General features: G+C 62.5%; 21 protein-coding genes and 1 pseudogene. 8 read left to right on the forward strand and 14 right to left on the reverse strand.

What is annotated here, in order from left to right; genetic code table 11:
• Positions 1-69 precede the first annotated feature (69 nt).
• Together AC04SF_RS18385 and rimO are read left to right on the forward strand one after the other, a co-directional pair.
• Positions 70-756, forward strand: coding sequence for a TerC family protein (locus AC04SF_RS18385; protein WP_488478986.1), 687 nt, complete (start codon positions 70-72; stop codon positions 754-756).
• A 164-nt stretch (positions 757-920) separates the two neighbouring features.
• Positions 921-2234: a 30S ribosomal protein S12 methylthiotransferase RimO gene (gene rimO / locus AC04SF_RS18390; protein ID WP_096445932.1), complete on the forward strand. Its 1314-nt coding sequence runs from the start codon at positions 921-923 to the stop codon at positions 2232-2234.
• Between the two features lie 71 nt (positions 2235-2305).
• Here rimO and AC04SF_RS18395 read toward each other — a convergent pair whose 3' ends face one another.
• The 8 genes from AC04SF_RS18395 to AC04SF_RS18430 form a co-directional block, all read right to left on the reverse strand.
• Positions 2306-3373 (reverse strand): BMP family ABC transporter substrate-binding protein, encoded by a 1068-nt coding sequence (locus tag AC04SF_RS18395; RefSeq protein WP_488478987.1) that lies wholly within the window; start codon positions 3371-3373, stop codon positions 2306-2308.
• A gap of 51 nt (positions 3374-3424) precedes the next feature.
• Positions 3425-4345 carry an ABC transporter permease gene (locus AC04SF_RS18400; protein ID WP_095200234.1) on the reverse strand — a complete coding sequence of 307 codons (921 nt, stop codon included), beginning with the start codon at positions 4343-4345 and terminating at the stop codon, positions 3425-3427.
• A complete protein-coding gene (locus AC04SF_RS18405; protein ID WP_488478988.1) occupies positions 4345-5475 on the reverse strand; it encodes an ABC transporter permease in 1131 nt (376 codons plus the stop codon). The genes AC04SF_RS18400 and AC04SF_RS18405 overlap by 1 nt, the downstream gene beginning before the upstream one ends.
• A complete protein-coding gene (locus AC04SF_RS18410) occupies positions 5472-7049 on the reverse strand; it encodes an ABC transporter ATP-binding protein (RefSeq protein WP_488478989.1) in 1578 nt (525 codons plus the stop codon). The genes AC04SF_RS18405 and AC04SF_RS18410 overlap by 4 nt, the downstream gene beginning before the upstream one ends.
• A gap of 133 nt (positions 7050-7182) precedes the next feature.
• Positions 7183-8160 (reverse strand): quinone oxidoreductase family protein, encoded by a 978-nt coding sequence (locus AC04SF_RS18415; RefSeq protein ID WP_488478990.1) that lies wholly within the window; start codon positions 8158-8160, stop codon positions 7183-7185.
• 28 nt (positions 8161-8188) lie between these two features.
• Positions 8189-9010, reverse strand: coding sequence for a phosphatidylcholine synthase (pcsA, locus tag AC04SF_RS18420; RefSeq protein ID WP_181823851.1), 822 nt, complete (start codon positions 9008-9010; stop codon positions 8189-8191).
• Between the two features lie 23 nt (positions 9011-9033).
• The gene (locus AC04SF_RS18425) at positions 9034-9648 is read right to left on the reverse strand and encodes a DUF1326 domain-containing protein (protein ID WP_488478991.1); all 615 of its coding nucleotides are present in this window, start codon (positions 9646-9648) and stop codon (positions 9034-9036) included.
• Positions 9649-9662: 14 nt separating this feature from the next.
• A complete protein-coding gene (locus AC04SF_RS18430; protein ID WP_488478992.1) occupies positions 9663-10592 on the reverse strand; it encodes a DUF2182 domain-containing protein in 930 nt (309 codons plus the stop codon).
• A gap of 70 nt (positions 10593-10662) precedes the next feature.
• Between AC04SF_RS18430 and AC04SF_RS18435 the strand changes: the two genes are divergently transcribed.
• Positions 10663-11877 (forward strand): UbiH/UbiF family hydroxylase, encoded by a 1215-nt coding sequence (locus tag AC04SF_RS18435; RefSeq protein WP_488478993.1) that lies wholly within the window; start codon positions 10663-10665, stop codon positions 11875-11877.
• A gap of 148 nt (positions 11878-12025) precedes the next feature.
• Complete coding sequence (hspQ, locus tag AC04SF_RS18440; RefSeq protein WP_056577259.1) at positions 12026-12349, forward strand: heat shock protein HspQ; 324 nt, start codon at positions 12026-12028, stop codon at positions 12347-12349.
• A 100-nt stretch (positions 12350-12449) separates the two neighbouring features.
• On the opposite strand, the gene AC04SF_RS18445 is transcribed toward hspQ, so the two are convergent.
• Complete coding sequence (locus AC04SF_RS18445) at positions 12450-13079, reverse strand: invasion associated locus B family protein (RefSeq protein ID WP_096445948.1); 630 nt, start codon at positions 13077-13079, stop codon at positions 12450-12452.
• Between the two features lie 233 nt (positions 13080-13312).
• On the opposite strand from AC04SF_RS18445, the gene AC04SF_RS18450 reads away from it, so the two are divergent.
• Positions 13313-15133, forward strand: coding sequence for an extracellular solute-binding protein (locus tag AC04SF_RS18450; RefSeq protein WP_488478994.1), 1821 nt, complete (start codon positions 13313-13315; stop codon positions 15131-15133).
• Between the two features lie 16 nt (positions 15134-15149).
• The gene (locus AC04SF_RS18455) at positions 15150-15830 is read left to right on the forward strand and encodes a DsbA family oxidoreductase (RefSeq protein ID WP_488478995.1); all 681 of its coding nucleotides are present in this window, start codon (positions 15150-15152) and stop codon (positions 15828-15830) included.
• Positions 15831-15867: 37 nt separating this feature from the next.
• Here AC04SF_RS18455 and AC04SF_RS18460 read toward each other — a convergent pair whose 3' ends face one another.
• Positions 15868-16302: a hypothetical protein gene (locus AC04SF_RS18460; protein ID WP_488478996.1), complete on the reverse strand. Its 435-nt coding sequence runs from the start codon at positions 16300-16302 to the stop codon at positions 15868-15870.
• A gap of 503 nt (positions 16303-16805) precedes the next feature.
• Here AC04SF_RS18460 and AC04SF_RS18465 point away from each other — a divergent pair.
• A complete protein-coding gene (locus AC04SF_RS18465) occupies positions 16806-18698 on the forward strand; it encodes an ABC transporter ATP-binding protein/permease (RefSeq protein WP_488478997.1) in 1893 nt (630 codons plus the stop codon).
• 271 nt (positions 18699-18969) lie between these two features.
• Entirely contained in the window at positions 18970-20334 is a 1365-nt protein-coding gene (mgtE, locus tag AC04SF_RS18470) for a magnesium transporter (RefSeq protein ID WP_488478998.1), read from the forward strand.
• A gap of 157 nt (positions 20335-20491) precedes the next feature.
• Here the strand turns inward: mgtE and AC04SF_RS18475 are convergent.
• The 4 genes and pseudogenes from AC04SF_RS18475 to rpiA form a co-directional block, all read right to left on the reverse strand.
• A pseudogene (locus AC04SF_RS18475) lies at positions 20492-21654 on the reverse strand (serine hydrolase domain-containing protein).
• 42 nt (positions 21655-21696) lie between these two features.
• Complete coding sequence (gor, locus tag AC04SF_RS18480) at positions 21697-23085, reverse strand: glutathione-disulfide reductase (protein ID WP_488478999.1); 1389 nt, start codon at positions 23083-23085, stop codon at positions 21697-21699.
• A gap of 121 nt (positions 23086-23206) precedes the next feature.
• A complete protein-coding gene (locus tag AC04SF_RS18485) occupies positions 23207-23857 on the reverse strand; it encodes a DUF2059 domain-containing protein (RefSeq protein WP_488479000.1) in 651 nt (216 codons plus the stop codon).
• Complete coding sequence (gene rpiA / locus AC04SF_RS18490) at positions 23814-24542, reverse strand: ribose-5-phosphate isomerase RpiA (protein ID WP_488479001.1); 729 nt, start codon at positions 24540-24542, stop codon at positions 23814-23816. The genes AC04SF_RS18485 and rpiA overlap by 44 nt, the downstream gene beginning before the upstream one ends.
• Positions 24543-24743: the final 201 nt, after the last annotated feature.

Raw genomic sequence — 24743 nt, forward strand, 5'->3', positions numbered from 1 at the left:
CAGCGGACCATGCCTTTAGGCCCGTCTGGACAATCGGCAACGAACACTCGGCGAAGGGCTTCCCGGTCGATGGAAATATTTACCACCGCGGGCATATCGGCTCTTTTTCAGGTCATCGCCATCGACCTCGCGCTCGCGGGCGACAATGCCATCGTCATCGGCCTCGCCGCGGCCGGCCTGCCGGCCAGCCAGCGCAAGCAGGCCATTCTCGTCGGCATCGCGGCGGCCACCGTTCTTCGCATCTTCTTCGCCCTGATCACGCAATGGCTGCTGACCATTGGCCCCATGCTGCTTCTCGCCGGCGGCCTGCTATTACTGTGGGTCTGCTGGAAGATGTGGCGCGAATTGCGCGTCAGCCACGATGACGAGCGCAACGCCACCGAAGCGCTATCGAATGGCGATTTCGACAAGGATGGCGTCATTGGCGGCAAGGGCCCGCGCAAGACCTTCTCGCAGGCCGCTTGGCAGATCGTCATCGCCGACGTGTCGATGTCGCTCGACAATGTCCTGGCCGTAGCCGGCGCGGCCATGAATCATCCAACGGTGCTGATCATCGGATTGGCCCTGTCGATCGCCTTGATGGGCTTTGCCGCGTCGTTCGTCGCGCGCCTGCTGCACAAATACCGCTGGATTGCCTATATCGGCCTGGCGATCATCCTCTATGTCGCGGTCAAGATGCTGCTTGATGGGGCCGTGCAGCAATTTCCCGAGCACTTCGCTTTCCTGGCGCCCTGGTTCGGCTCGGGAGGCCACTGAACCATCCCGATGGCGCGGACCAGTTGTCGGCCGGTTTGCTTGATTGCGTAACCCATGCTATTGCGCCGCGCGTATTGGCGCTTGCCACGCGCCACAGACCGACATTTACAGCGATTTGAGGCCGGACCAGCGTTTCGGCCCGTGCCCCCATTGGAAACTTGCCTATGTCCGCCCCTCGCGTCAGTTTCGTCAGCCTTGGATGTCCGAAGGCGCTCGTGGATTCCGAGCGCATCATCACGCGCCTGCGCGCCGAAGGCTATGAGATCGCCCGCAAGCATGACGGCGCCGATCTCGTCGTCGTCAACACCTGCGGCTTTCTCGATTCGGCCCGCGACGAGTCGCTCAATGCCATCGGCTCCGCGCTTTCGGAAAACGGCAGGGTCATTGTCACCGGCTGCCTCGGCGCCGAGCCGGATGTGATCCGCGAAAAACACCCCAACGTGCTGGCGATCACCGGGCCGCAGGCCTATGAGAGCGTGATGGCCGCCGTGCATGAGGCTGCCCCTCCGAGCCACGATCCCTATATCGACCTGCTGCCGCCGCAGGGCGTCAAGCTGACGCCGCGCCACTATGCCTATCTGAAGATCTCGGAAGGCTGCAACAACCGCTGCACCTTCTGCATCATTCCCGCCCTGCGCGGCGACCTTGTCTCGCGCCCGGCAGCCGATGTGCTGCGCGAAGCCGAAAAACTGGCCAAGGCCGGTGTCAAGGAACTGCTCGTCATCTCGCAGGACACCAGCGCCTACGGCATCGACATCAAATACCAGACCTCCATGTTCGGCGATCGCGAAGTGCGGGCGAAGTTCCTCGATCTGTCGGAGGAACTGGGCAAGCTCGGCATCTGGGTGCGCATGCACTATGTCTACCCCTACCCGCATGTCGCCGATGTCATCCCGCTGATGGCCGAAGGAAAAATCCTCCCCTATCTCGACATCCCGTTCCAGCATGCTTCGCCACAGGTGCTGAAGAACATGCGCCGGCCGGCGCATGGGGAAAAGACGCTGGAACGCATCCGCGGCTGGCGCGATGTGTGCCCGGATCTCGCTATCCGCTCGACCTTCATCGTCGGCTTTCCCGGTGAGACGGACGAGGATTTCGAAATGCTGCTCGACTGGCTGGACGAGGCCAAGATCGACCGCGCCGGCTGCTTCAAATACGAGCCGGTCAGAGGCGCCCGCTCCAACGACCTCGGCCTCGAGCAGGTTCCGCAGGAGATCAAGGAAGCACGCTGGCACCGCTTCATGCAGCGCCAGCAGAAGATTTCGGCGACGCAGCTCGCAAAGAAAGTCGGCAAGCGCCTGCCGGTGCTGATCGACGAGGCGCACGGCACCTCGGCAAAGGGCCGCACCAAATATGATGCGCCGGAGATCGACGGCTCGGTCCACATCCAGTCGCGCCGTCCGCTGCGCCAAGGCGACATCGTCACCGTCAAGATCGACCGTGCCGACGCCTATGACCTCTACGGTTCGGCTGTCTGAGCCTTCAGTCGGTTTCTCCAGACAAATGAAAAGGGCGCCTCGCGGCGCCCTTTCCTATTCGGGTGCGCCGCTTACTGCGGCAGCTTGTCGTCGACGCCCTTGACGTAAAAGTTCATGCCGAGCAGCGTGCCGTCGTCGGCGACTTCACCGTCCTTCAGCCACGCCGAGCCGTCCTGCTTGGCGATCGGCCCGGTGAAGGGGTTCCAGCCGCCGGCGATCTTCTTCTCGGTCGCCTCGGCCATCGCCTTCACGTCGTCGGGCATGTTGGTGTAGGGCGCGAGCTTGACCGCGCCGTCCTTGATGCCAAGCCAGACATTGTCCGGCTTCCAGGTGCCGTCGATGGCTGCCTGCACGCGGCTGATGTAGTAAGGGCCCCATTCGTCGGTCAGCGAGGTCAGCTGCGCGTTCGGCGCGAACTTGATCATGTCGGACGACTGGCCGAAGCCGTGCAGCTTGCGCTCCTCGGCGACCTGCAGGGCGGCGGTCGAATCGGTGTGCTGGACGATGATGTCGGCGCCCTGGTCGAACAGCGCCTTGGCGGCGTCGGCTTCCTTGCCCGGATCGAACCACGAATTGACCCAGACGATCTTGGCCTTGAAGTTTGGATTGATCGACTGCGCGCCGAGCATGAACGAGTTGATGCCCATCACCACTTCGGGAATCGGGAAGGAGACGATGTAGCCGGCGACGCCGGACTTCGATTCCTTGGCGGCAATCTGGCCGAGCACGTAGCGGCCTTCATAGAAGCGAGCATTGTAGATGCCGAGATTGTCGCCGGTCTTGTAGCCGGTGGCGTGCTCGAACATCACTTTCGGGAATTTCTTGGCGACCTTCACCTCGGCATCCATGAAGCCGAACGAGGTGCCGAAGATGAGCTTGCAGCCTTCGCGCGCCAGGCGCTCGAAAGCACGGTCGGCATCGGGACCTTCCGAGACATTCTCCAGATAGGCGGTCTCGACCTTGTCGCCGAGTGCCTTCTCGACTTCGAGCCGGCCCTGGTCGTGCTGGTAGGAGTAGCCGAAATCGCCGATCGGGCCGGTATAGACCCAGCAGGCCTTCAACTTGTCGGCAGCCTCTGCGGACGCGGCCAGCGACAATGCCGCTGCCGTCGTCATCAGGGCAATAAGCAGTTTTTTCATCGTGTTACCTCTCTGTGTTAAGCCTTGGAGCTTCCCGTCTTTTTGTTGTTGTCAACGATCCGGAACGAATGGCTGCCCCAGCGATGCAGGCGTGTTCATCATCGTCAGACGCTTGTTGCGCGAGATTAGAACGAGAACCACGACGGTTGCCAGATAGGGCAAAGAAGAAAGCATCTGCGAGGGCACCGGAATGCCAAAAGCCTGTGCATGAAGCTGGCCGATCCACACCGCACCGAAGATGTAGGCGCCGGCCAGCACCCGCCACGGCCGCCACGACGCGAACACCACCAGCGCCAGCGCGATCCAGCCACGGCCTGCGGTCATGTTCTCGACCCATTGCGGCGTATAGACCAGCGACAGATGACCGCCGGCGAGACCGGCGCAGGCGCCGCCGAAGATTACCGAGAGATAGCGGTAGCGGATGACCTTGATGCCGAGCGCATGCGCCGAGGCATGGCTGTCGCCAATCGAACGCAGCGTGAGGCCAGTGCGCGTTTTGAACAGAAACCACATCACGGCGGCGGTCAGCGCGATCGAGATGTAGAAGACAGGATCCTGGCCGAACAGCAGCTTGCCCACGACCGGGATTGAGCTGAGGCCGGGAATGTCGAGATTGGGCAGCCTAACACCGGGCTGGCCGACGAAGCTCGTGCCGATCATGCCTGAGAGGCCGAGGCCGAGCAGCGTCAGCGACAGGCCGGTCGCCACCTGGTTGGTCGCCAGCGACAGCGTCATCACGGCGAACAGCAGCGAGAAAACGGCTCCCATGACGATTGCCGCCAAAAGGCCGAGCCAGGGCGAGCCGGTCAGGTAGCCGGCGCCAAAGCCGCCGACCGCGCCCATGATCATCATGCCTTCGACGCCGAGATTGAGCACGCCGGAACGTTCGACCACCAGTTCGCCGATCGCCGCGATCAACAGCGGTGTCGCCGCCGTGGCGATGGTCAGGAGGATGTTGACGGTGATGTCCATCAGCGGGCTTCCTTCAACTTCGGCGCGGCGTCGAGCTTCGCCGCGCCTTCTGGTTTCGTCAGCGCCAGGCCGATCAGGCGGATGCGGTAGTGGATGAGCGTGTCGCAGCCGAGCACGAAGAACAAAAGCATGCCCTGGAACACCCTCGCCACCTTGTCGGAAATACCGAGCGCGCTTTGCACCGCCTCGCCGCCGAGATAGGTCAGCGCCAGCACCAGACCCGCCGCGATGATGCCAAGCGGATTGAGGCGGCCAAGGAACGCCACGATGATGGCGGTGAAGCCGTAGCCGGGCGAGATGACAGGCTGCAGCTGCCCGATGGCGCCGGAGACTTCGGAGATGCCGGCAAGGCCGGCCAGTGCGCCTGACAGCAGGAAGGCAAAGAACACCATGCGGCTGAGGCCGAAGCCGGCGAAGCGCCCTGCCCGCGGACTGGAACCCAGCACGCGGACCTCGAAGCCCTTGAGCATGCGCCCCATCATGATCCAGATCAGCACCGCGGCAACCAGCGCAAAGACAAAACCCCAATTGGCGCGTCCGGCGTCCGGCATCAGTTCCGGCAATACGGCGGAGTCGCCGAACTGGATCGTTTGCGGGAAACCATGGCCCTGCGGATCGCGCCACGGGCCCCGCACCAGCCAGTCGAGGAAGAGCTGCGCGACATAGACCAGCATCAAGCTTGTCAGGATCTCGTTGGTGTTGAAGCGGGTCTTCAGAAACGCGGGTATCGCCGCATAGGCCGCACCGCCGACCATGCCGAGCAGCAGCATCAGTGGCAGCACCAGCGGGCCTTCAAATTGCGGAAACAGCACCGGAATGGCGGAGCCGAAGATGGCGCCGAAAATGAACTGGCCTTCGGCGCCGATGTTCCAGATGTTGGCCTTGTAGCAGACCGACAGGCCGACCGCGATCAGGATCAGCGGTGCCGCCTTGATCGCCAACTCATGCAGCTGCCAGACCTGGCTGACCGGTTCGACGAAGTAGATCCGGAACGCGGTCAGCGGATTGACGCCGAGCAGCGCGAACATAATGGCGCCGGCGATGATCGTCAGCGCGAAGGCGATGAACGGCGACAGGGCCGAAAACAGCGCAGAGCGCTGCGGGCGTTTGACGAGTTCGAGGCGCATCATGCCGTCTCCAGCGTGTGTTCGGCGTGGCCGGGCTCGGCGCCGCCCATCAGCAGGCCGACCTTCTCGAAGGTCGCTTCGGCGATCGGCATCGGCTTGGACAATTCGCCATTGTGCATGACTGCGATCGCATCCGAGATTTCGAACAGTTCGTCGAGGTCCTGGCTGATCACCAGCACCGCCGATCCGCTGCGCGACAGTTCGATCAGCGCCTGCCGGATGTGGGCGGCGGCACCGGCATCGACGCCCCAGGTCGGTTGGTTGACCACCATGACGCTTGGGCGGCGGTCAAGTTCGCGGCCGACGATGAATTTCTGCAGATTGCCGCCCGAAAGTGCTGCCGCTTCCGGATCCGGCGCGCTCTTGCGCACGTCCATCGCCTCGATGATGCGTTGAGAGGCGGCGTAGATAGCACCGCTCTTGACCATCCCGCCGGTGCCGACAAAGGCCTTGCCGTCGGTGGCATGGCGCGACAGCAACAGGTTTTCCGAGAGTTTCATGCGCGGCGCGGCACCATGGCCGAGGCGCTCCTCGGGCACGAAGGCGGCCCCCAGCAGGCGCCGTCCGGTGATGGTCAGGCCACCCGCATCCTTGCCACGGATGCGCACGGAGGCGGCATCCTGCTGCAACACTTCGCCGGAGACGGATTCGAAGAATTCGCCCTGGCCGTTGCCGGCGACACCGGCAATGCCGATCACCTCACCGGCGCGGACATTGAGGCTGATGGTCTTGAGCGGAATGGAGAAAGGCGTTGCCGGCTTCCGGCTGAGGTTGCGGATTTCGAGCAGCGGCTGCGCGGTTTCGATCCCCTCGACCGGAGCACGCACCACGGCCTGCACCTCGTTGCCGACCATCATGCGGGCAAGCGACGCCGCTGTCTCCTCGCGCGGGTTGCAGTGGCCGACCACCTTGCCATGCCGCAATACGGTGGCACGGTCGCAGATGCGTTTGACCTCTTCGAGCCGGTGCGAAATGTAGAGGATCGATTTGCCTTCCGCGCGCAGCCGCTCCAGCGTCTCAAACAGCTTGTCGGCTTCCTGCGGCGTCAGCACCGAGGTCGGCTCGTCCAGGATGATGAGCTGCGGCGTCTGCAGCAGGCAGCGGATGATCTCGATGCGCTGGCGCTCGCCGACCGACAGATCGCCGACCAGCGTGTCCGGATCGAGCGGCAGGCCATAACTGTAGGAAAGCGCCCTCGCCTTCGCGGCGATGCTGCTGATCGGCGAACCGTCGTCCAGAGACAGCGCGATGTTCTCGGCCGCGGTCAGCGCCTCGAACAGCGAAAAATGCTGGAACACCATGCCGATGCCGAGCTTCTTGGCAGCACCCGGGCTGGTGATCCGCACCGCCTGGCCGTTCCAGAAAATCTCGCCGGAATTGGGCTCCAGCGAACCGAACAACATCTTGACCAGCGTCGACTTGCCGGCGCCGTTCTCGCCGAGCAGCGCGTGGATTTCACCCTTGGCGATGTTGAGGTCGATATGGTCGCACGCCGTCAGCGTGCCGAATATCTTGGTCAGGCCACGAACCTCAAGCAGGTTCGCCCCGTCATGATTTGCACTCACAGTGCCTCCCATCTGGTTCGCCAGATATGTTCTGTGTTCCCGCAAGCATCGTAGGCGCCGCCGCCTCTCAACGGAAAGCGGCACGCGTCTTGAAAGAGCTTCAAGAATTTCAGCGGAAATTCAAGGGATAGCAAGCCTGGCGGGACTAAGGGATGAGAATGGTCGTCCCTGTCGTCCTGCGGCCCTCGAGATCGGCATGCGCCTTGCCCGCATCCTTGAGCGCGTAGCGCTGGTTGATCTGGATCTTGACGGCGCCGCTGAGCACCACCTCGAACAGCGCCGCCGCGGAGGCATCAAGGTCCCCGCGCTTGGCGTTGTAGACGAACAGCGTCGGCCTTGTGGCGAACAACGAGCCCTTCTGCGCCAGCAGCGACATCGAGAATGGCGGGATCGGCCCCGAGGACTGGCCAAAGCTGACGAACATGCCGAGCGGCTTCAGGCAATCGAGCGAGGCCGGGAACGTGTCGTTGCCGACCGAATCGTAGACGACGTCGCATTTCTTGCCGCCGGTGATGGCCGCGACGCCGGCGACGAAATCCTGCTCCTTGTAGTTGATGACATGCTCGAATCCATGCGCCCTGGCGAGTTCGATCTTGTCGGTCGAGCTCGCCGTGCCGATGACCGTTGCGCCGAGATGTTTCGCCCATTGGCCGAGAATGAGCCCGACGCCGCCGGCCGCAGCGTGGAACAGAATCGTGTCGCCGGCCTTCACCTTGAAGGTGCGGCGCAGGAGATATTCGGCGGTCATGCCTTTCAGCATCATCGCAGCGGCCTGTTCGTCGCCGATGCCTTCGGGAATCTTCACCACATGGGCGGCGGCGATGACGCGTTGCTCGGCATAGGCACCGACATTCGTCGAATAGGCGATGCGGTCGCCCGGCTTCAGCCAGTCGACGCCCTCACCGACCTCCAGCACCACGCCGGCGGCTTCGCTGCCGGGAATGAGCGGAAAGCCGCCGGGCGGCGGATAGAGGCCGGAGCGATGATAGACATCGATGAAGTTGAGGCCGATGGCCGTATGCTTGACCAGGATCTGCCCGGAACCCGGCCGGCCGGGATCGGTATCCTCATAGGTCAGAACTTCCGGGCCGCCATGGGCATGGATGCGGATCGCTTTGGACATGGGCTAGGCTTTCTATGGGACTGGCTGATCAGGCCTTCTTGGCACCGAGATTGGGAAAGAACTGCATGATGCCACCGATGCAGGCCAGGTAAAGCCCGCTGATGGTGATGCCGATCTTGATGAAAGTGCTGACTTGTTCGCCCAGCACGCCGATCTGATCGTAGAAGGCGGCGAGCGCCGCCTGCGCAAGCGCAAGCGCGCCGAAGGCGCACCACAAGAGGGTCATTGTGAGATTGATGCGCCGCAGCCGCACCACCCGCACCGGATGAATGAAATTGATCGGGATGAAGGTCAGGATGCCGGCCACCACCACCACCGCGAACGACACCCATTGTCCCGGCTCGATGACGAACAGCGTGAACACCACCATGTTCCAGACCACGGGGAATCCCTTGAAGAAATTCTCCTTCGTCTTCATGCCGGTGTCGGCATAGTAGATCGCGCTGGAGACGACGATGATCGCCGCCGACAGGAACGAAAGGCCCTCGCCCATGAAGCCGCGCTGATAGAGCGCGAAGGCCGGGATCAGCACATAGGTCACGTAGTCGATGATGTTGTCGAGGAGTTCGCCCGACCAGGTCGGCAGGATTTCCTTGACCTCGAGCTTCCTGGCGATCGGTCCGTCGATGCCGTCGACGAACAGCGCCAGTCCGAGCCACCAGAACATCGCCGTCCACCGTTCCTCGCTCGCCGCCACCAGCGACAGGAAGGCGAGGAACGAGCCTGAGGCCGTCAGCAGATGGACCGAGAACGCCCTCGCTTGCGGCCATGTGACTTTCTTCTTCGGTCGCGGAATCCGGTCCGTGATCTTCTTGGCGGCTTTCCGTGCCGCCAGGTTCCTGGCCCCCATATTCCTGGCGGATGTGTTCTTGCTCACGGGCCTCGCCAATCCAGCTTGCAGATTTCGGCCGAGCGGCCGGCAAAATTCCAATTGCGGCCAAAGGCCCGCATCTTGCTCTTGTCGGACTTGGCCACGATGATCTCCGGCGCGATCCAGTATTCCGAATTCGTGATCACCGTATCCTTCTCGCGATCCTTGCCGGCGATTGGCGTGACCGCGCCATCGATGATCTTCGGTATCTGGAAGATACGCGTCTTGTCGCGCGTCTCATAGGTGATCGGCACCTGTTCGACACCCAGGAATTTTCCGACCAGGATCGACAGCAGCGATGTGGTTCCGCCCGCCTTGCCGGTGAAGATCTTCGTCAATGCCTTGACCGCGTAGACCGAGGCGCGTTTGTCGATGAACAGGCCCGCAGTCCAGTTGCCGCGGCTCATGTAGCCGGGGATTTCCATGATCAGCCCGAGGTTGAGGCCGGAGAGGTCGACCTCGCCGAAATGGCCGGCATCGATACGGAAACCCGCCCAGGTCTGGCAGTAGCCTTCGGTCGGCTGGTGACTGCCGAGCGACAGCACGCAAGGGCAAAAAACCGTGCAATTGCAGGAGAGTACGAGCTCTCCTTTCATTGCCCAGCCCTGATCTGTCATTGAATTTCCCCCACTCACAGCGAGATTACTAGCAGGGCGGCTGCCCAGACAAGCAGTATCGCACCGGCCAGCCGGGTTGGAAGACTGCCTGTCGTCTGTTTTTCAATCAGGGTGAATACGCCGATCAGCGCCATCCAGAAGATGTTCATCACGCCGACGGCGAACATCACCAGCATCAGCGCCCAGCAGCAGCCGAGGCACCAGATGCCTTGCACGACACCGAGTCGGAAGACGCGGATTGGTTTGGCGCTCCAGTTCGAAAACAGGATCGAGAACGGGTTGCGGCACTTCTTCAGGCAGGCCTGCTTGAGGCCGCTGAACTGGTAGAGGCCGGCAACCAACAATGCGAGCGCACCGGCAATGCCAAGCAGCGGGTCGTAGATTTCGCCGGACGCGGCGAATGCGTGCACGCCCAGTGTCACTGCGGAAAACAGCATCGAAGCGGCGAGCCAGACGCCGAGATAGCCGGCAACCAGCACCAGCGGATGGACGACCGGCTCGCCCTTGATCCGGGCGGTATCGGCGATCTCGCAATAGGTGCGGATCATTGGCGCTGCTGACGGCAGCATCGCGGCGATCGCCATCAGGAACCACATCGCGATGAGCGCGAGGGCGCGCCAACCGAGGCTTGCGTCCAGAGGCACCGGCGACAGGCAAAGCGTGAAGAACCGCTCCAGGAAATCAGGCAGCGGCAGCTGCGGCAGGCCACGCAGCAGCGTGTCGCCCGGCACGCTGCCCCTGGCCTCCGCGCCGCGAATCGCCATCGCGGCCAACAACAACCAGGCGAGCAGAATGCTCGCGCCGACGACGATATTGACCGTCAGGCGCGGGTTGCGCACGATGTCAGCCGTGGCGCGGCCGGCGCGGTCGAGATGGCTGAAATCGTCCTGGTGGCCGGTCATGACACCCGAATGGGCCGAATCGCCGCGTTGATCAAGCCGCATGAACTGACCTATATGCTGCTTGAGTGGCAGGTCTGGTGGCCCGCCCCGCATTGCAAGCCGGAAGCCGACCTTGGAGCACCAGGAAACAGCGCCGATACTGATTGCCGGCACCGGGCCGGCAGGGCTGATTGCGGCGCTGGCTTTCGCCGATGCCGGCTTCCCGGTGACGCTTGTCGGGCCTGAGGCGTCGGCCTCCGACAGCCGCACCACGGCGCTGATGAACCCTGCCCTGAAAGTGCTTGAACGGCTCGATGTCCTCGAAGCCATCAGGCCCAAGGCCGCACCCTTGAAAGTGATGCGCATCGTCGATGCGACCAGCCGGCTGATCCGCAGCCCCGTCGTCACCTTTCGCGCCAGCGAGATCGATGAGGACCAGTTCGGGCTGAACCTGCCCAACAGCGTCTTTGGCCCGGCGCTTGTCGGCAAGGTGGCCGCCCATTCCGGGATCGAGTGGCGCCGATCGATGGTCAAGACCTGGCGTCTCGATGCCGACAAGGCTCATGCCGCGCTGGCCGACGGCAGCGAGGTGAGCGCATCGCTGGCGGTCGCCGCCGACGGACGCCAATCGCCTGCGCGCGAGGCGGCGGGCATTTCGACCGGCTCGCGCGCCTATCCGCAGGCTGCGCTCGTGCTCAATTTCGGCCATAGTCGCGAGCATGCCTTCACTTCGACCGAGTTCCACACAGAGACCGGTCCGTTCACACAAGTTCCGTTGCCCGGCAACCGCTCAAGCCTCGTTTGGGTGGTGAAGCCCGAGAGCGCCAACGAGCTTGCCGCTCTGGATGACACAACACTCTCGCTGCGGGTCGAGCAGCAAATGCAGTCGATGCTTGGACGCGTCACGGTAGAACCAGGCCGCCAGATCTATCCGCTTTCGACCGTGACGCCCCTGCGTTTTGCACGAGACAGGGTGGCGCTCGTCGGCGAAGCCGCACACGTGTTTCCGCCGATCGGTGCGCAGGGCCTCAACCTTGGCATCAGGGATATCGATGATCTGGTTGGAATCGCAAATGAAAATCGTGGCGATCCAGGCGCAGCCAAAGTCCTTGCCACCTACGATTTCAAGCGCCGGCCCGACATTCTGGCCCGCAGCAGCGCGGTCAATCTGCTCAACATGTCGCTGCTTTCCGACATGCTGCCGGCGCAGATGGCGCGTGGCGCCGGTCTGAGCGCACTCGGCGGCTTTGCACCGCTCCGCGCCTTCTTCATGCGCGAGGGGCTCCGTCCCGGCAGCGGTTTTTCGGCACTTGCGGGCGGCCTGCGAAAACCAATGCGGCAGCAGTAGCGATCTTGCGGATTTTATCGCGGCATCGCGGCATCAATCAAAACCTTTGCTTCGCATTTTGCGTAGCTTGAAGGCGCTCAAACGCTTCGGGATTGAATTGACTCGGAGTCTGCGCCAAATAAAGTCAAGGAATTCAGTGGTGAGTACGATGAAAACGGCCAAATTCGCGATCGGACAGGTGGTTCGCCACCGGCTGTTTCCGTTTCGAGGCATCATTTTCGACGTCGATCCGCAATTCGCCAACACCGACGAATGGTACGAAGCCATTCCCGCCGACGTGCGGCCGCGCAAGGATCAGCCGTTCTACCACCTGCTCGCCGAGAATTCGGAAACCGAATACATCGCCTATGTGTCGGAGCAGAATCTGCTCGAGGATCGGTCGGGCGAGCCAGTCCGCCACCCGCAGATCAAGGAGATGTTCGACAAGAAGCCGGACGGGCGCTACGAGCCGAAACGCCAGTCAAGGCACTGAGTTTGCGGCTACCGTTGGGAAATCCAGCCATGACCTGGAACGAAAAAAGCGGGGCATGACCCCGCTTTTTCTTTGACTGGAGGGTGACCCGATCCCGCGATCAGTTGGCGGTCTTGGCCTTGTCCTGCTCATCCTTGAGCTTCTTGGCGAAGTCCTGGTTGTTCTTGGCGACGAAGTCCTGGAGCTTCTTCTGCCGGTCCTCGATGTCCGACTGCTGCAGCGGCGGGCCGTCATAGGCGCCGCTGAAGCCCTGGAGCGCGATCTTGATTGGGTTGGCCTGGTTCTGGAAATTGATCGAGGTCAGCGTGATCCCCTGACCTTTCTTGAACGCGGCGACGAGCTGGTCGGTGAGCGGCACTTCGGCCACGCAACGATCCGGGAAACAGATGACATAGTCGAGCTTTACGGCCTTGCCGGTATCGATCTGCAGGCCGATGCCCGGAGGCACCAGGCGACCGGTCGGGACCGTCACCTGAAACACCTTGCGGTTCACCTTGCCCTTGAGTTCGATCAGGCTGACACCGGTGACGAGCTGGCCGTTGCCGGCTGTGACGATGTTCTGGACGTTGCAGATGTCGACGTCTTCCTGCTTGGTGCAGGCCTTGAACCAGCCCTGTGGGATCTGTTGCTGCTGCTGTGCGGAAGCAGAGGGAAGTCCCGCGCCCAGAAAGCCGACCACGCCCGCGGCCATGACCGAAAGGCGGTATGCGTTGCTGTTCAGGCTCGTCATGTCGTGCACTTCCTCTCAAATGATCCCGGAACCGGCTTCTCTGCGCCGTATGGTCCAGCTACCTGTTGCCGAAATGAGGCAACAGAATGACTTCGGACGGCGTGTTACACTGCAAGCGGTGCCGAATCCAGCCCGCTCACTTGTAATTCTTGATGACACCATTGGCCGGCACGCAGCCGCCTCATGCTAGGGTGCACACCGAATCATCAAGCCGACCTGTTAAGGAGACGGTCATGGGCCGCGTTCTTGTTTGGCTGATCACCGCGATATCGCTTTTCACCCTTTCGCTGCGGCCGGCCATGTCGGAACCGAAGCATGCCATCGCCATGCAGGGCGAGCCGGCACTGCCGCCCGACTATACTCATTTCGACTACGTCAATCCCGATGCGCCGAAGGGTGGCAACATCACCTATTGCGTTGTCGGCAGCTTCGACAACCTCAACCCTTTCATCCTGAAGAGCCTGCGCACAACGGCGCGCGGCATGATGGATCTGACCTACGGTAACCTCGTTTTCGAGCCGTTGATGCAGCGCAATTACGACGAGGCCTTCAGTCTCTATGGCCTGCTCGCCGACAGCGCGGACATGGATTCCGAGCGCAAGTCGATTGAATTCCACCTCAACCCCAATGCAAAGTGGTCGGACGGCGAGCCGGTGACGCCGGAGGATGTGCTGTTCACCTATGATGTCTTCACCGACAAGGGCCGCCCGCCCTACAACGCACGCATGAGCCTGATCGCCAAGCTCGAAAAGACCGGTGATCACAGCGTGCGCTTCACCTTCAATGACAAGGCCAATCGCGAAACGCCCCTGATCATCGCGCTGACGCCGATCCTGCCGAAACACGCCTTCGACAAGGAGACTTTCGACAAGACGACGCTGAAGCCGCTGATTGGCAGCGGACCTTACACCATTGCCCAGGTGGCGCCGGGCCAGCGCATCGTGTTCAAGCGCAACCCCGATTATTGGGGCAAGGATGTCCCGGCCAAACGCGGCTTCGACAATTACGACCAGATCACCATCGAATATTTCCTCAACGCCAACGCCAAGCTCGAGGCTTTCAAGAAAGGCCTCTGCGCCATCGACGACGACGGCGATCCGGTCAAACGGGAGCGCGACCTTAATTTCCCGGCCTTTCACAGGGGCGAGGTGGTTTCTGAAACCTTCGACACCGGCATTCCGCCCGTTGTGACTGGTTTCCTGTTCAACACGCGGCTGCCGAAATTCTCCAATCCGGTGGTCCGGCGCGCGCTCGGCATGCTTTACGACTTCGAGTGGGCGAACAAGAACCTGTTCGGCGGCAAATACACCCGCACGATGAGTTATTGGCAGAACTCCGAGCTTTCCGCGCTTGGCCATCCGGCCGACGATAGGGAAAAGGCGTTGCTCGCCCCCTACCCCGGCCGCGTGCCGCCTGATGTCATGGACGGCACCTGGAAACCACCGGTGACCGACGGTTCGGGCCAGGACCGCAAGGTGTTGAAGACAGCTTTCGATCTCCTGAAAAGCATTGGTTACCACGTGCAGGACGGCACGATGCTCGATCCCGACGGCAAACCTTTCGGATTCGAGATCCTGACCGCTTCGCAGGACGAGGAACGCCTGGCCGGCATCTACCAGCGCACATTGGAGAAGATCGGCATCAACGTCAGCATCCGTAGCCTCGACGGCGACCAGATCCAATCACGCAAGCAGCGCTTCGATTTCGAGGCTCTGATCGGATCCAGCGGCTTCAACAATTCACTGTCGCCAGGCTTCGAACAGCTTGGACGCTGGAGCTCCGAGGCGGCCAGGGCCGAAGGCTCGTTCAATCTCGCCGGCGTTGCCGATCCGGCGGTTGACGCGGCGATCGAGGCGATGCTGCGCGCCCGCTCGAAGGAGGAGTATGTCGCCGCCGTCCGCGTTCTCGACCGGCTGCTGATCTCAGGCAACTACATGGTGCCGATGCAGTACAACACGCAGCAGTGGCTTGCGTACTGGAATTACCTGGAACATCCGCAGAAGACGCCCATATTCGGTTATCAGCTGCCAACCTGGTGGCGCAAACCGAACTGAAAATCCGGAGATCGAGATGAGCGAAGCGAACGCCATAACCGTCGATGTGGTGTCGGATGTCGTCTGCCCGTGGTGCTTCATTGGCCAGAAGCGGCTGGACAAGGCGGTTGCCGCGGCCGGCAATGTCGATGTGCACATACGCTGGCGGCCGTTCCAGCTCGATCCGACCATTCCGCCGCAAGGTAAGGACCGCCGGGAGTATATGCTGGCCAAGTTCGGCAGCGACGAGCGCATTCGCGAGATCCATGCCCGGATCGAACCACTCGGCGAGGCGGAGGGCATTTCCTTTGCCTTCGATGCCATCAGGGTGGCGCCAAACACGCTGGACGCACACCGCCTGATCCGCTGGGCGGGTGCTGCCGGTGAAGCCGTGCAGAATAGGCTGGTCCGTCGCCTGTTTCAGCTGAATTTCGAGGAAGGTGTCAACATCGGCGACCATGCCGTGTTGGTCGAAGCCGCCCGCGAGGCGGGCATGGACGCGTCCGTGGTCGCCTCGCTCTTGCCGACCGACGCCGATGTCGAAGCGGTGCGCACCGAGATCGCGACTGCATCGCGCATGGGTATATCAGGCGTGCCGTGCTTTCTGCTTGAAGGCAAATATGCCGTGATGGGTGCTCAGGACGCCGACACGCTGGCTGATGCCATCCGCCAGGTAGCGGCGGCCAAGGCACGGGGCGAACTGGACAAGGTCGGCTGAGGCCAGCCGCCCCTCGCCGTGTGCAAAAGAGCGACGGTTACTTCACCGTCGCCTTTGCCTTGCTGATAAAAAATCCGTGGCCATTTGTGGCGGTGCAGGTCAGCCCCTTGGTCGATGACTGGCACAAGAAGGGTCCAGCGCCCCAGCTGTTGCCATAGGCGAGCCTTGTGACATCGCTGCAGCAAGGCTGTTCGCCGGGGTTCTTGATCAGCATCGCCGGTCCCTTGGGGCCGAGGATGATGGTGATGTAGCTCGGCTCGACGCGCGAGCAGCTCAGTTCCGGGCCGCCATCCTGTGGCTCATAGGTGCCGGTGCCGCCTTTCGGCGTGTAGATGCAGCCAATGTTGTCGGACGGTGTGTTGAACTCGATCTGGCCCCCGACGCTGGCCGGGATGCTCTGTTCGGCTGCATGCGCCAAAGGGAGGGGCAGCCAGGCGAAGAGGACGAAAGCTGCGGTTACGCGCGTGAGCATGAGAGAGCTCCCCTGTTGGACAACCCTGGGTGTCGACAACGCCTTGGAAGGTTCAATCCCGGACGCGGGAATTGTCAAAGCAGATATCAAGGACGGCTCGTTTTCGGGAATTTTGGTTAGCCCGCAATGAAAAGTCGGCCGATCCGACAGGCCAAAACGAGTCACAAAATCGTGTGGACACCTTCCCCAAGGGAAGATATATGCAGCTCTGCGCGTCACACGATAACCATATGACATCGTTATCTTAAATCGCTGTTTCGCCGACCTTCATGCGATGCCCGGAAGGGCCGTTCTGTTGCCTTGCCGACACGGCCGGAACTTCAATCTCTCTGACCCCCTACAAAAATTAATGGAAAATGATCAATTGGTGTTACCATCCGTAACAAAACAAAAAAGGTTTGGGCGGGATCGTGATTCGGATCGGCAGACGATCGCAGGAGTCAGTACCGGATAAACTACACGGCGGCGCCACAGGGCCGTCGCATTTGACGCCGGTATCCTCGATGCGCAGTTTCTGGGGCCTGATGCGGGCCTACTGGTTCTCCGACCGTTGGAAGGAGGCCTGGACACTCACCATCGTCATCGCCCTGCTGACGGCGCTTTCCAGCAAGGCGGGCGTCTGGTTTGCCTTGGCATTGGGCGAGTTGGGCAATTCGATCGCCTTCTTCCACGATGCCGCCAACACCAGCCCGCTGCGGGCAATTCTGACCAATGCCGGCATATTGGTGGTACTGGTCGTGCTGAAGGATGCCGGCTTCACCGGCGTGCGCGGTCTTGTCTCCGCAACGTTGCACCGCAAATGGCGTGGCTGGCTGAACAGCCAGTTCAACCAGGCTCTGCTCGACGGCAATCATACCCATTTCCATGCCCAGCATGGTTCGGCGGCCGGCGGTATCGTGGCTCCCGACAACATCGACCAGCGCATCCAGGAATCCATCAAGGACATGACCGGCGGGGCGATCGGTCTCGCCATGGGCGTTCTGGGTGTCGCGACCTCGCTGTATTTTATCGGTGAAAATCTGATCGGATCCTCGGTCGAGGTTAAAGGGCTGGAGTTCCTCGGCAGCTATGGCAGCGCAGTGCTGGCTTTCCTCGCCGTCGCCATTTACGTGCCCCTGAACACCTGGATCGCGGTCAGGCTTGGGCGCCTACTCGAGCGGCTCAATATCCGCATGCAGCAGGCCGAGGGCAGTTACCGCAGTGAACTGACGACATTCCTGCGCCGCAGCTTCCATGTCGCTGCCTCGCATGGCGAGGACGTGCAAAAGTCGATGCACGACAGGCTCTATGTCGATATCGACAAAACCTGGGGCCGGCTCAACGTCGTCAACAACAGCTACACCTCGTTCGAGCTGATCTACAACTTCATCGGCGCCCGGATCGTCGCCTATGGTCCCGGTCTCGTGTCGTTCATCCACAATCGCCTGGACTACAAAGGCTACATAACCGGCTCTGAAATGGTCGCCCAGTTGATCAGCCAGTGCTCGTGGTTCATCCATGTCATGCCGGCCATTGCGACGTTGCGTGCCAACAGCCAGCGCGTCACCGAGCTGGCGGATGCGATCGAGAATGTTCAGCACCCGCAGGCGTTCTACAGCCAGACCGGTCGTTCAGACTTCCACTATGCCAGCCAGAATCCGGTTTTCGGCCTGACCATCCAGAAGCTCGAACTGGCGCATCAGGGCGAGGACGCAACACCGTTCCTCAGCGCCGCCAATTTGCGCTTCCGGCGCGGCGAGTGGACGTTCCTGAAGGGCGAATCCGGTTGCGGCAAGACTTCGTTGATCAAGGCGATCAACGGCCTCTGGCCGTATGGCCACGGCACCATCGTCTTCCCTGACGGGGTGAAGAGTTTTTATGCCGCCCAGGAGGTCAAGCTGCAGCAGGTGTCGCTGAAACAGCTGGTCTGCCTGCCGGGCTCCGAGCGCGACCATGGCGATGCCCAGGTCGCGTCCGCGCTGCACAAGGCCGGCCTTGGCGACTTCATCGAACACATGGCCCATGAGAGCCGAGAGGGCAAAAGCTGGGACCAGGTCCTGTCGGGCGGCCAGAAGCAGAAGCTGGTGGTGGCTCGCATCATCCTGCAGCAGCCGGGCCTGCTGTTCCTCGACGAGGCGACCGGTGCGCTCGACCCGGAGGGCAAGATTGCCTTCCATCAGGCGATCAAGGACAATTGCCCCGATGTCACGGTGATCAGCGTTATGCACGAAGCAGTGGCGCCAAGATCGGCTGCCGGCACCGAGTTCTACCACTCGATCGTCCTGATCGCCGACGGTGTCGCCACCAAGAAACCGCTGGCTCCGACCCTGCCCGTCGAACTCACCACGATTCTGGCGCAGCCACGGCCAGTCGAGGACAAATGGCTGCGTTTCTCGCGTCGGCTGAAACAGAAATAACGATGGTTTCACCGCGACTTGCCGGGCGGCGCGGCGGTCGGCGATCACAGTATCGCGATCGGCGCCATAAGGCGCCGTTTTCCTCACTCACCACGATTGACTCGGCAAGACGCACTCCTATGTTGCGCCCGCTTGCTGATAGTCAAACGCGAACCCGCAAGCGGAAAGGTCACCGCGCCATGCCTGGCGACAGTATTAGTCGAACGCAACCGCCGTCCGCCTAGACGTGACCTGAATGGTTCATGTCCTGCCGGACGGCAAGGAGTGAGCCATGAACGATTTTTCTCCCGTAGCGGACGACGAGGCCGTCGCCATCGCCCGCATCCTTGCAAACGACCACGTTGCCGACGTGGTCGAGGCGCTCAACCATGAATCGCGCGAAACCGCGGGGGACCTGCTTTGCGCGGTCCCCTTCGAGCGGCTGGTCGAGATTTTCGATCAGCCTGAACTCGAAGCTGCCCCCGAACTCGCCGACGCCCTGCCCCGCGCCAAGGCAAGCAAGCTCCTCACCGCCATGTCGGTCGACCGTGCTGCCGACATCCTGCGCGAACTCGACGAGCCGGCACGCTCCGAACTGCTCGGTGCGCTGGCGCCGCCGCTGCGCGCGACCCTGCTGTCGATCCTGGGCTACCCCGAAGGCAGCGCCGCATCGATCATGACGACGGAATTCGTCAGCGTTCCCTCGGACTGGACCGTCGGGCGCACGCTCGACTACATCCGCAAGGTCGAGCGGACGCGCGAGACCGTCTACGCGATTTACATCGTCGATCCGCAAACGCACCTACTGGTCCGGTCGACCGGCCTGCGCCGGCTGATCACCGGTGAACCGGACGACCCGATCCTGTCGGTGGCACCGGACCGTGCGCCGGTGACCGTCACCCCGCTGACCGATCGCGAAAACCTGGCGCAGACGATCTCCAAATACGATCTGCTCGCCGTCCCCGTCGTCGACCACGGCAAGATCCTCGGCATCGTCACCATCGACGACATCATCGACACGATGATCGAGGAGACGACGGAGGACGTGCACCGCTTCGGCGGCATGGAAGCGCTCGACGAGCCCTACATGAAGATGAGCTTCCTCGCCATGATCCAGAAGCGCGCCGGCTGGCTGTGCGCTCTGTTCCTCAGCGAAATGCTGACCGCCAACGCCATGCAGAGCTATGAGAGCGAGCTGGAGAAGGCGATCGTGCTCACTCTGTTTATCCCGCTGATCATGAGCTCCGGCGGCAATTCCGGCTCACAGGCGACTTCGCTGGTCATCCGGGCGCTGGCGCTGCGCGAGATCGGCCTCGGCGACTGGTGGCGGGTTGCCTTGCGCGAACTGCCGACCGGCTTCGTCCTGGGATCGATCCTCGGCGTTGTCGGCGTCTGCCGCATCGCGCTTTGGCAGTATTTCGGTTTCTACGACTACGGCCCGCACTGGCCGCTGATCGCCGCAACGGTTGGGGCGGCACTGGTCGGCATCGTCACTTTTGGTTCCCTGTCGGGATCGATGCTGCCGTTCGCCCTGAAACGGGTCGGTTTCGACCCCGCCAGCGCATCGGCGCCGTTCGTCGCCACGCTGGTCGATGTCACCGGGCTGGTGATCTATTTCTCGGTGGCGCTGGTGATCCTGCGCGGCACGCTGCTTTGAGCAATTCCAGGAAAAGTGTGAGACGGTTTTCCGTCCGGAATTGCGTTAACAGAAGATAGATCGGTTCTGCGTTTCCGTGAAACGATGAACCGATCTGGCGCAACTGTCTCCGCCGCCGGCCATGGCCGGCGGCGGGTCCCGCCCTTCGTGGAGTTGCCTAGGCCTGCCTGCCATAGATGGCGTCGCGCAGTGCATCGGGAAACGTGCCCATCATGCCGGCGATGGCCGTATTCGTCAGCGCTACCACAGTCAGGTCCAACGCCGGATCCACGAACCAGGAATGACCGTAGACGCCGCCCCAGCGCCAGGTGCCGGCGGTCTGAGGCGTCGATGCGGCGAGCGGGTCGCGCAGGACGCTGAAGCCGAGACCCCAGCCCCAGCCGGGCATAGTGGTTTCGAGGCCGGTATCGCATCCCCAGTCATCGCCGCTGCCGTTTCGGGGCGGATGACGGGTCCGCCGCCCGAACGCAGCGCCTCGAGCAGCTTGAGCACATCGCCGGCGGTGCCGTTCATGCCGGTGCCGCCCGAGGCGAAGGAAGCAGGGTCGAAGACACGGCCGGGCGAGTATGAGATGAAACCGTCGCCGAAGGGCACACGGTGATGTTCTCCCATCACGATGGCCTTGCCGGGTCCATCGGCGTAGGGCGTCACCAGCCGGGATCGATCGCGCACGGCAAAGGCCGCGTCATGCATACCGAGCGGCTGGACGACCAGGCGATCGACCAGCTCTGGCAAGGAGGCGCCCGTGGCTCTCGCCATGGCCTCGCCCAGCACATCCATCGCCACCGAATAGCCCCAGCCCGCTCCCGGCGCACAGGACAGTGGCACCGAGGCGATACGACGGAGATTCTCGGCCATGGACAGGCCGGGCTGGTCGAGACCATCGGAGATATCAGCGCGATGATAGGGCCCGTCCGCCGCCTGACGGAAGCGGTAGTCCAACCCGGCGGTGTGCGTCAGCAGATGACGGATGGTGATGACCGGCTCGCTGCCATCCATGAGCTTCGGCCGGAACTCCGGGATGAATTTTACCAAGGGATCATCGAGGCCGATGTCGCCGGCTTCGACAAGGGCAAGTGCCGCAGACGCGACGACGGGTTTGGTGACCGACGCAAGCCGGAAGATTGCGTCCGGCGCCATCGGCTTCTTCGCTTCGCGGTCGGCAAGGCCGGCGGCGCGGCTGTAGAGGATCTCGCCGCGCCGGGCGACAAGGATCACGGCGCCGACGATGCGTCCATCCGCGACGGCCCTGTCGACGACCTGATCGACGCGTCCGCCGAACTCGTGGTCGAGCGGAGTGGAGCTGGTGGCCACGGACATGGATTGCTCCCTTGGCGGCGAGTGCTGGCGGCTTCCGAAAAGTCAGACGCGCTGGCCGTCCTTCACGCGGTAGGTCGGCTTGTACATGGTGACGAGTTCTTCCGCGGCGGTCGGGTGCACGGCCATCGTGCGGTCGAAATCATCCTTGGTCAGCCCAGCCTTCAGCGGAATGCCGAGCAGCTGCGCCATTTCGCCGGCATCCGGCCCCAATATATGGGCGCCAAGCACTTTGCGGGTCGCGCCATCGACCACCAACTTGATCAGCATCTTCTCATCGCGTCCGGACAGCGTATGCCGCATCGGCCGGAAGCTGGCGCGGTAGATCTCGATGTCGGCGAAACGCTTGACGGCGTCATCTTCCGACAGGCCGACCGTGCCGATTTCCGGTTGTGAGAAGACCGCGGTCGCGATCGTCTCGTGATCGGGCGCGGTCGGGTTGCCCTTGAATGCCGTCTCGACGAAGCACATCGCTTCGTGGATCGCCACCGGCGTCAGCTGCACGCGGTTGGTGACGTCGCCGATCGCCCAGATGTTGTCGATGTTGGTGCGGGAATAGTCGTCGACCTTGATCGCGCCGGCCGCGGTCATCTCGATGCCGATGCCTTCCAGGCCCATATTCTCGGTGTTGGGGATGCGCCCGATGGCCAGCATGACCTGGTCAACCGTCAGCGTCTGGCCGCTGGTGAGACGCGCGTCGAGCTGGCCGTCCGGCCGCTTGCGCACCTCTTCGCTCACCGCGTGGCAGAGTATCTTGATCCCCTTCTTTTCCATGGTCTCGTGCAATGTGCGGCGCAGATCCATGTCGAAGCGGCTGAGGATCTCCTTGCCGCGATAGACCAGCGTGGTGTCGACGCCGAGGCCGTGGAAGATGTTGGCGAACTCGACCGCGATATAGCCGCCGCCCTCGATCATGATCGCCTTTGGCAGCTCCTTGAGGTCGAAAGCCTCGTTGGAGAAGATGCAATGTTCGTGGCCGGGGAGTGCCGGATGCGCGGCCGGACGGCCGCCGGTGGCGATCAGGATCTGGTCGGCGGTGACGGTGCGGTCCTCGCCCAGAAGATGGATCACATGTGGGTCGACGATCATCGCCCGGGAATGAAAGGGCTCGCCGCCGGCGCCCTCGACATTCTTCTTGTAGATCGCCTCCAGCCGGCTGATTTCGCGATCCTTGTTGGCGACCAGCGTGCGCCAGTCGAAACTGGCTTCCGGCACCGTCCAGCCATAACCGGCCGCGTCGGCGAAATGCTCCGGAAATTGCGAGGCGTAGACATAGAGCTTCTTCGGTACGCAGCCGCGGATGACGCAGGTGCCGCCGAAACGGTATTCCTCGGCGATGCCGACGCGCTTGCCGAGTGCCGCGGCGACGCGCGCCGCCCTCACCCCGCCCGAGCCGCCGCCGATGACGAAGAGATCGTAGTCGTAACCGGCCATGATGGGACTCCTGGAGAGGGAAAGTTCAAGCCAGAGGTAGGATGCAAAACGCCAAAAGAAAAGCCCGGACAAAGCCGGGCTTTCTGGTCCAGAGGCCGCTACGCCGCCTCGAAAAATGAAATCAGTTCTGCGTGCCGTCGGCAGGCGCCGAACCGTCGGCGGGCGCAGCGCCATCCGCCGGAGCCGCATTGTCGGCCGGAGCGGTAGCATCAGCGGGCGCGGGCGCAGCCGGTGCCGCGGCCTTGGCAGCCGCGGCCAGCGTTTCGCCGACCTGCTGGGCGAGATCACGGGCCAGGCCGTTCTGCCAGATATCGGCTGCCTTGACCAAATCACGCGTCACGGTCGGACCGCTGTCGAGCAGCTTCTTGCCGGCGTCGGAACTGTAGAAGGCCGCGATGTCGTTGAGGTCCTTCTCGGAAAACACCTTCGCATAGGCAAGGGCCGCTTCCTTCTCGAGATCGGCGCGGCGCGAGGCCAATGCCAGCGCCTTCTCGTTGACGGTCTTGCCGATCAGTTCCTGCATGTCCGGGTTCTTCTGGATCAGCTGCGATTCGAGCGCTGCGGCCGCCTGCGGCAGAATGTTGTCGAACGGATCGGTCGCATGGATCGCCGCGACCGCCGCCCGGGCAGCCTTCAGGTGCGATTCGGTGACGTCCTGCGAAAACGCCGGCGACGACAAGGCGAAAACGGCCGAAGCCGCCAGAACGACGCAAAAGCTGCGAACCCGGTTATGCAACATGGTTGGTAGAACTCCCTGGTTTTCGGGCGGCATGGACGGTTTGGATGCCGTCGCCGCCGGCGATGATGGCCGCTGACGCCAGCCCGATGAAAAGACCATGCTCGACCACGCCCGGAATGGCGTGGAGAGCATTCGAAAGCGCTCTTGTATCCGGAATGCGGCCAAAAGATGCATCGAGGATAAAATGGCCGCCGTCTGTAACAAAAGCCTGGCCTCCCGTCATCCTCAATGTAATGGGACCGGCAAGGCCGAGATTTGCAGCCGCCGCGGCCACCGCGATCTCGGTGGCGCGCAGGCCGAACTGGTTGACTTCGATCGGCAGCGGAAACCGGCCGAGCGTCTCGACCATCTTCGAGCGGTCGGCGATGACGATCATGCGCTGCGAGGCCGCGGCGACGATCTTCTCGCGCAGCAGCGCGCCGCCGCCGCCCTTGATCAGGGTCAGTTCCGGGTCGACCTCATCGGCGCCGTCGACGGTGAGATCGAGCTCGGGCGTTTCCTCCAATGTCGACAGGGGCACGCCAAGCTCGCGGCAAAGTGCTGCGGTGCGCTCCGATGTCGGCACACCGATGACGGTCATGCCGGTGGCGACCTTGTCGGCGAGCAGCCGTACAAATTCTTCCGCCGTGGTGCCGGTGCCGATGCCGAGCCGCATGCCATCGCTGACATGGGCAAGGGCGGCCCGCGCGGCCTCGACCTTCAATTGTCTTGCATCCATGCCGCTTGCTGCCCCGGGAACCTTATGCATGTCGCCCAAAAGTGACCTCGGTTTTGGGGAAACGACATGCATGAAACTGAGTGTTCGGGCTCCTAGCATTTTTGCCGGTCGGGTCAAAGCCCTTGGGCGCCTGTCCACCGCTCTGCTTGCCTTGACGCGCCGCAGCCGCTATCGCCTGCCGATGCACAAACCTGCGCAGGA

Source organism: Mesorhizobium sp. CNPSo 4671 (assembly GCF_057784245.1).

Bases quoted from the DNA above. Each gene is read 5' to 3' on its own strand.
- AC04SF_RS18385 (WP_488478986.1), top strand. From the start codon at position 70: ATGGAAATATTTACCACCGCGGGCATATCGGCTCTTTTTCAGGTCATC.
- rimO (WP_096445932.1), top strand. From the start codon at position 921: ATGTCCGCCCCTCGCGTCAGTTTCGTCAGCCTTGGATGTCCGAAGGCG.
- AC04SF_RS18395 (WP_488478987.1), bottom strand. From the start codon at position 3,373: ATGAAAAAACTGCTTATTGCCCTGATGACGACGGCAGCGGCATTGTCG.
- AC04SF_RS18400 (WP_095200234.1), bottom strand. From the start codon at position 4,345: ATGGACATCACCGTCAACATCCTCCTGACCATCGCCACGGCGGCGACA.
- AC04SF_RS18405 (WP_488478988.1), bottom strand. From the start codon at position 5,475: ATGATGCGCCTCGAACTCGTCAAACGCCCGCAGCGCTCTGCGCTGTTT.
- AC04SF_RS18410 (WP_488478989.1), bottom strand. From the start codon at position 7,049: ATGGGAGGCACTGTGAGTGCAAATCATGACGGGGCGAACCTGCTTGAG.
- AC04SF_RS18415 (WP_488478990.1), bottom strand. From the start codon at position 8,160: ATGTCCAAAGCGATCCGCATCCATGCCCATGGCGGCCCGGAAGTTCTG.
- pcsA (WP_181823851.1), bottom strand. From the start codon at position 9,010: ATGGGGGCCAGGAACCTGGCGGCACGGAAAGCCGCCAAGAAGATCACG.
- AC04SF_RS18425 (WP_488478991.1), bottom strand. From the start codon at position 9,648: ATGACAGATCAGGGCTGGGCAATGAAAGGAGAGCTCGTACTCTCCTGC.
- AC04SF_RS18430 (WP_488478992.1), bottom strand. From the start codon at position 10,592: ATGCGGCTTGATCAACGCGGCGATTCGGCCCATTCGGGTGTCATGACC.
- hspQ (WP_056577259.1), top strand. From the start codon at position 12,026: ATGAAAACGGCCAAATTCGCGATCGGACAGGTGGTTCGCCACCGGCTG.
- AC04SF_RS18445 (WP_096445948.1), bottom strand. From the start codon at position 13,079: ATGACGAGCCTGAACAGCAACGCATACCGCCTTTCGGTCATGGCCGCG.
- AC04SF_RS18450 (WP_488478994.1), top strand. From the start codon at position 13,313: ATGGGCCGCGTTCTTGTTTGGCTGATCACCGCGATATCGCTTTTCACC.
- AC04SF_RS18455 (WP_488478995.1), top strand. From the start codon at position 15,150: ATGAGCGAAGCGAACGCCATAACCGTCGATGTGGTGTCGGATGTCGTC.
- AC04SF_RS18460 (WP_488478996.1), bottom strand. From the start codon at position 16,302: ATGCTCACGCGCGTAACCGCAGCTTTCGTCCTCTTCGCCTGGCTGCCC.
- AC04SF_RS18465 (WP_488478997.1), top strand. From the start codon at position 16,806: ATGCGCAGTTTCTGGGGCCTGATGCGGGCCTACTGGTTCTCCGACCGT.
- mgtE (WP_488478998.1), top strand. From the start codon at position 18,970: ATGAACGATTTTTCTCCCGTAGCGGACGACGAGGCCGTCGCCATCGCC.
- gor (WP_488478999.1), bottom strand. From the start codon at position 23,085: ATGGCCGGTTACGACTACGATCTCTTCGTCATCGGCGGCGGCTCGGGC.
- AC04SF_RS18485 (WP_488479000.1), bottom strand. From the start codon at position 23,857: ATGCCGCCCGAAAACCAGGGAGTTCTACCAACCATGTTGCATAACCGG.
- rpiA (WP_488479001.1), bottom strand. From the start codon at position 24,542: ATGGATGCAAGACAATTGAAGGTCGAGGCCGCGCGGGCCGCCCTTGCC.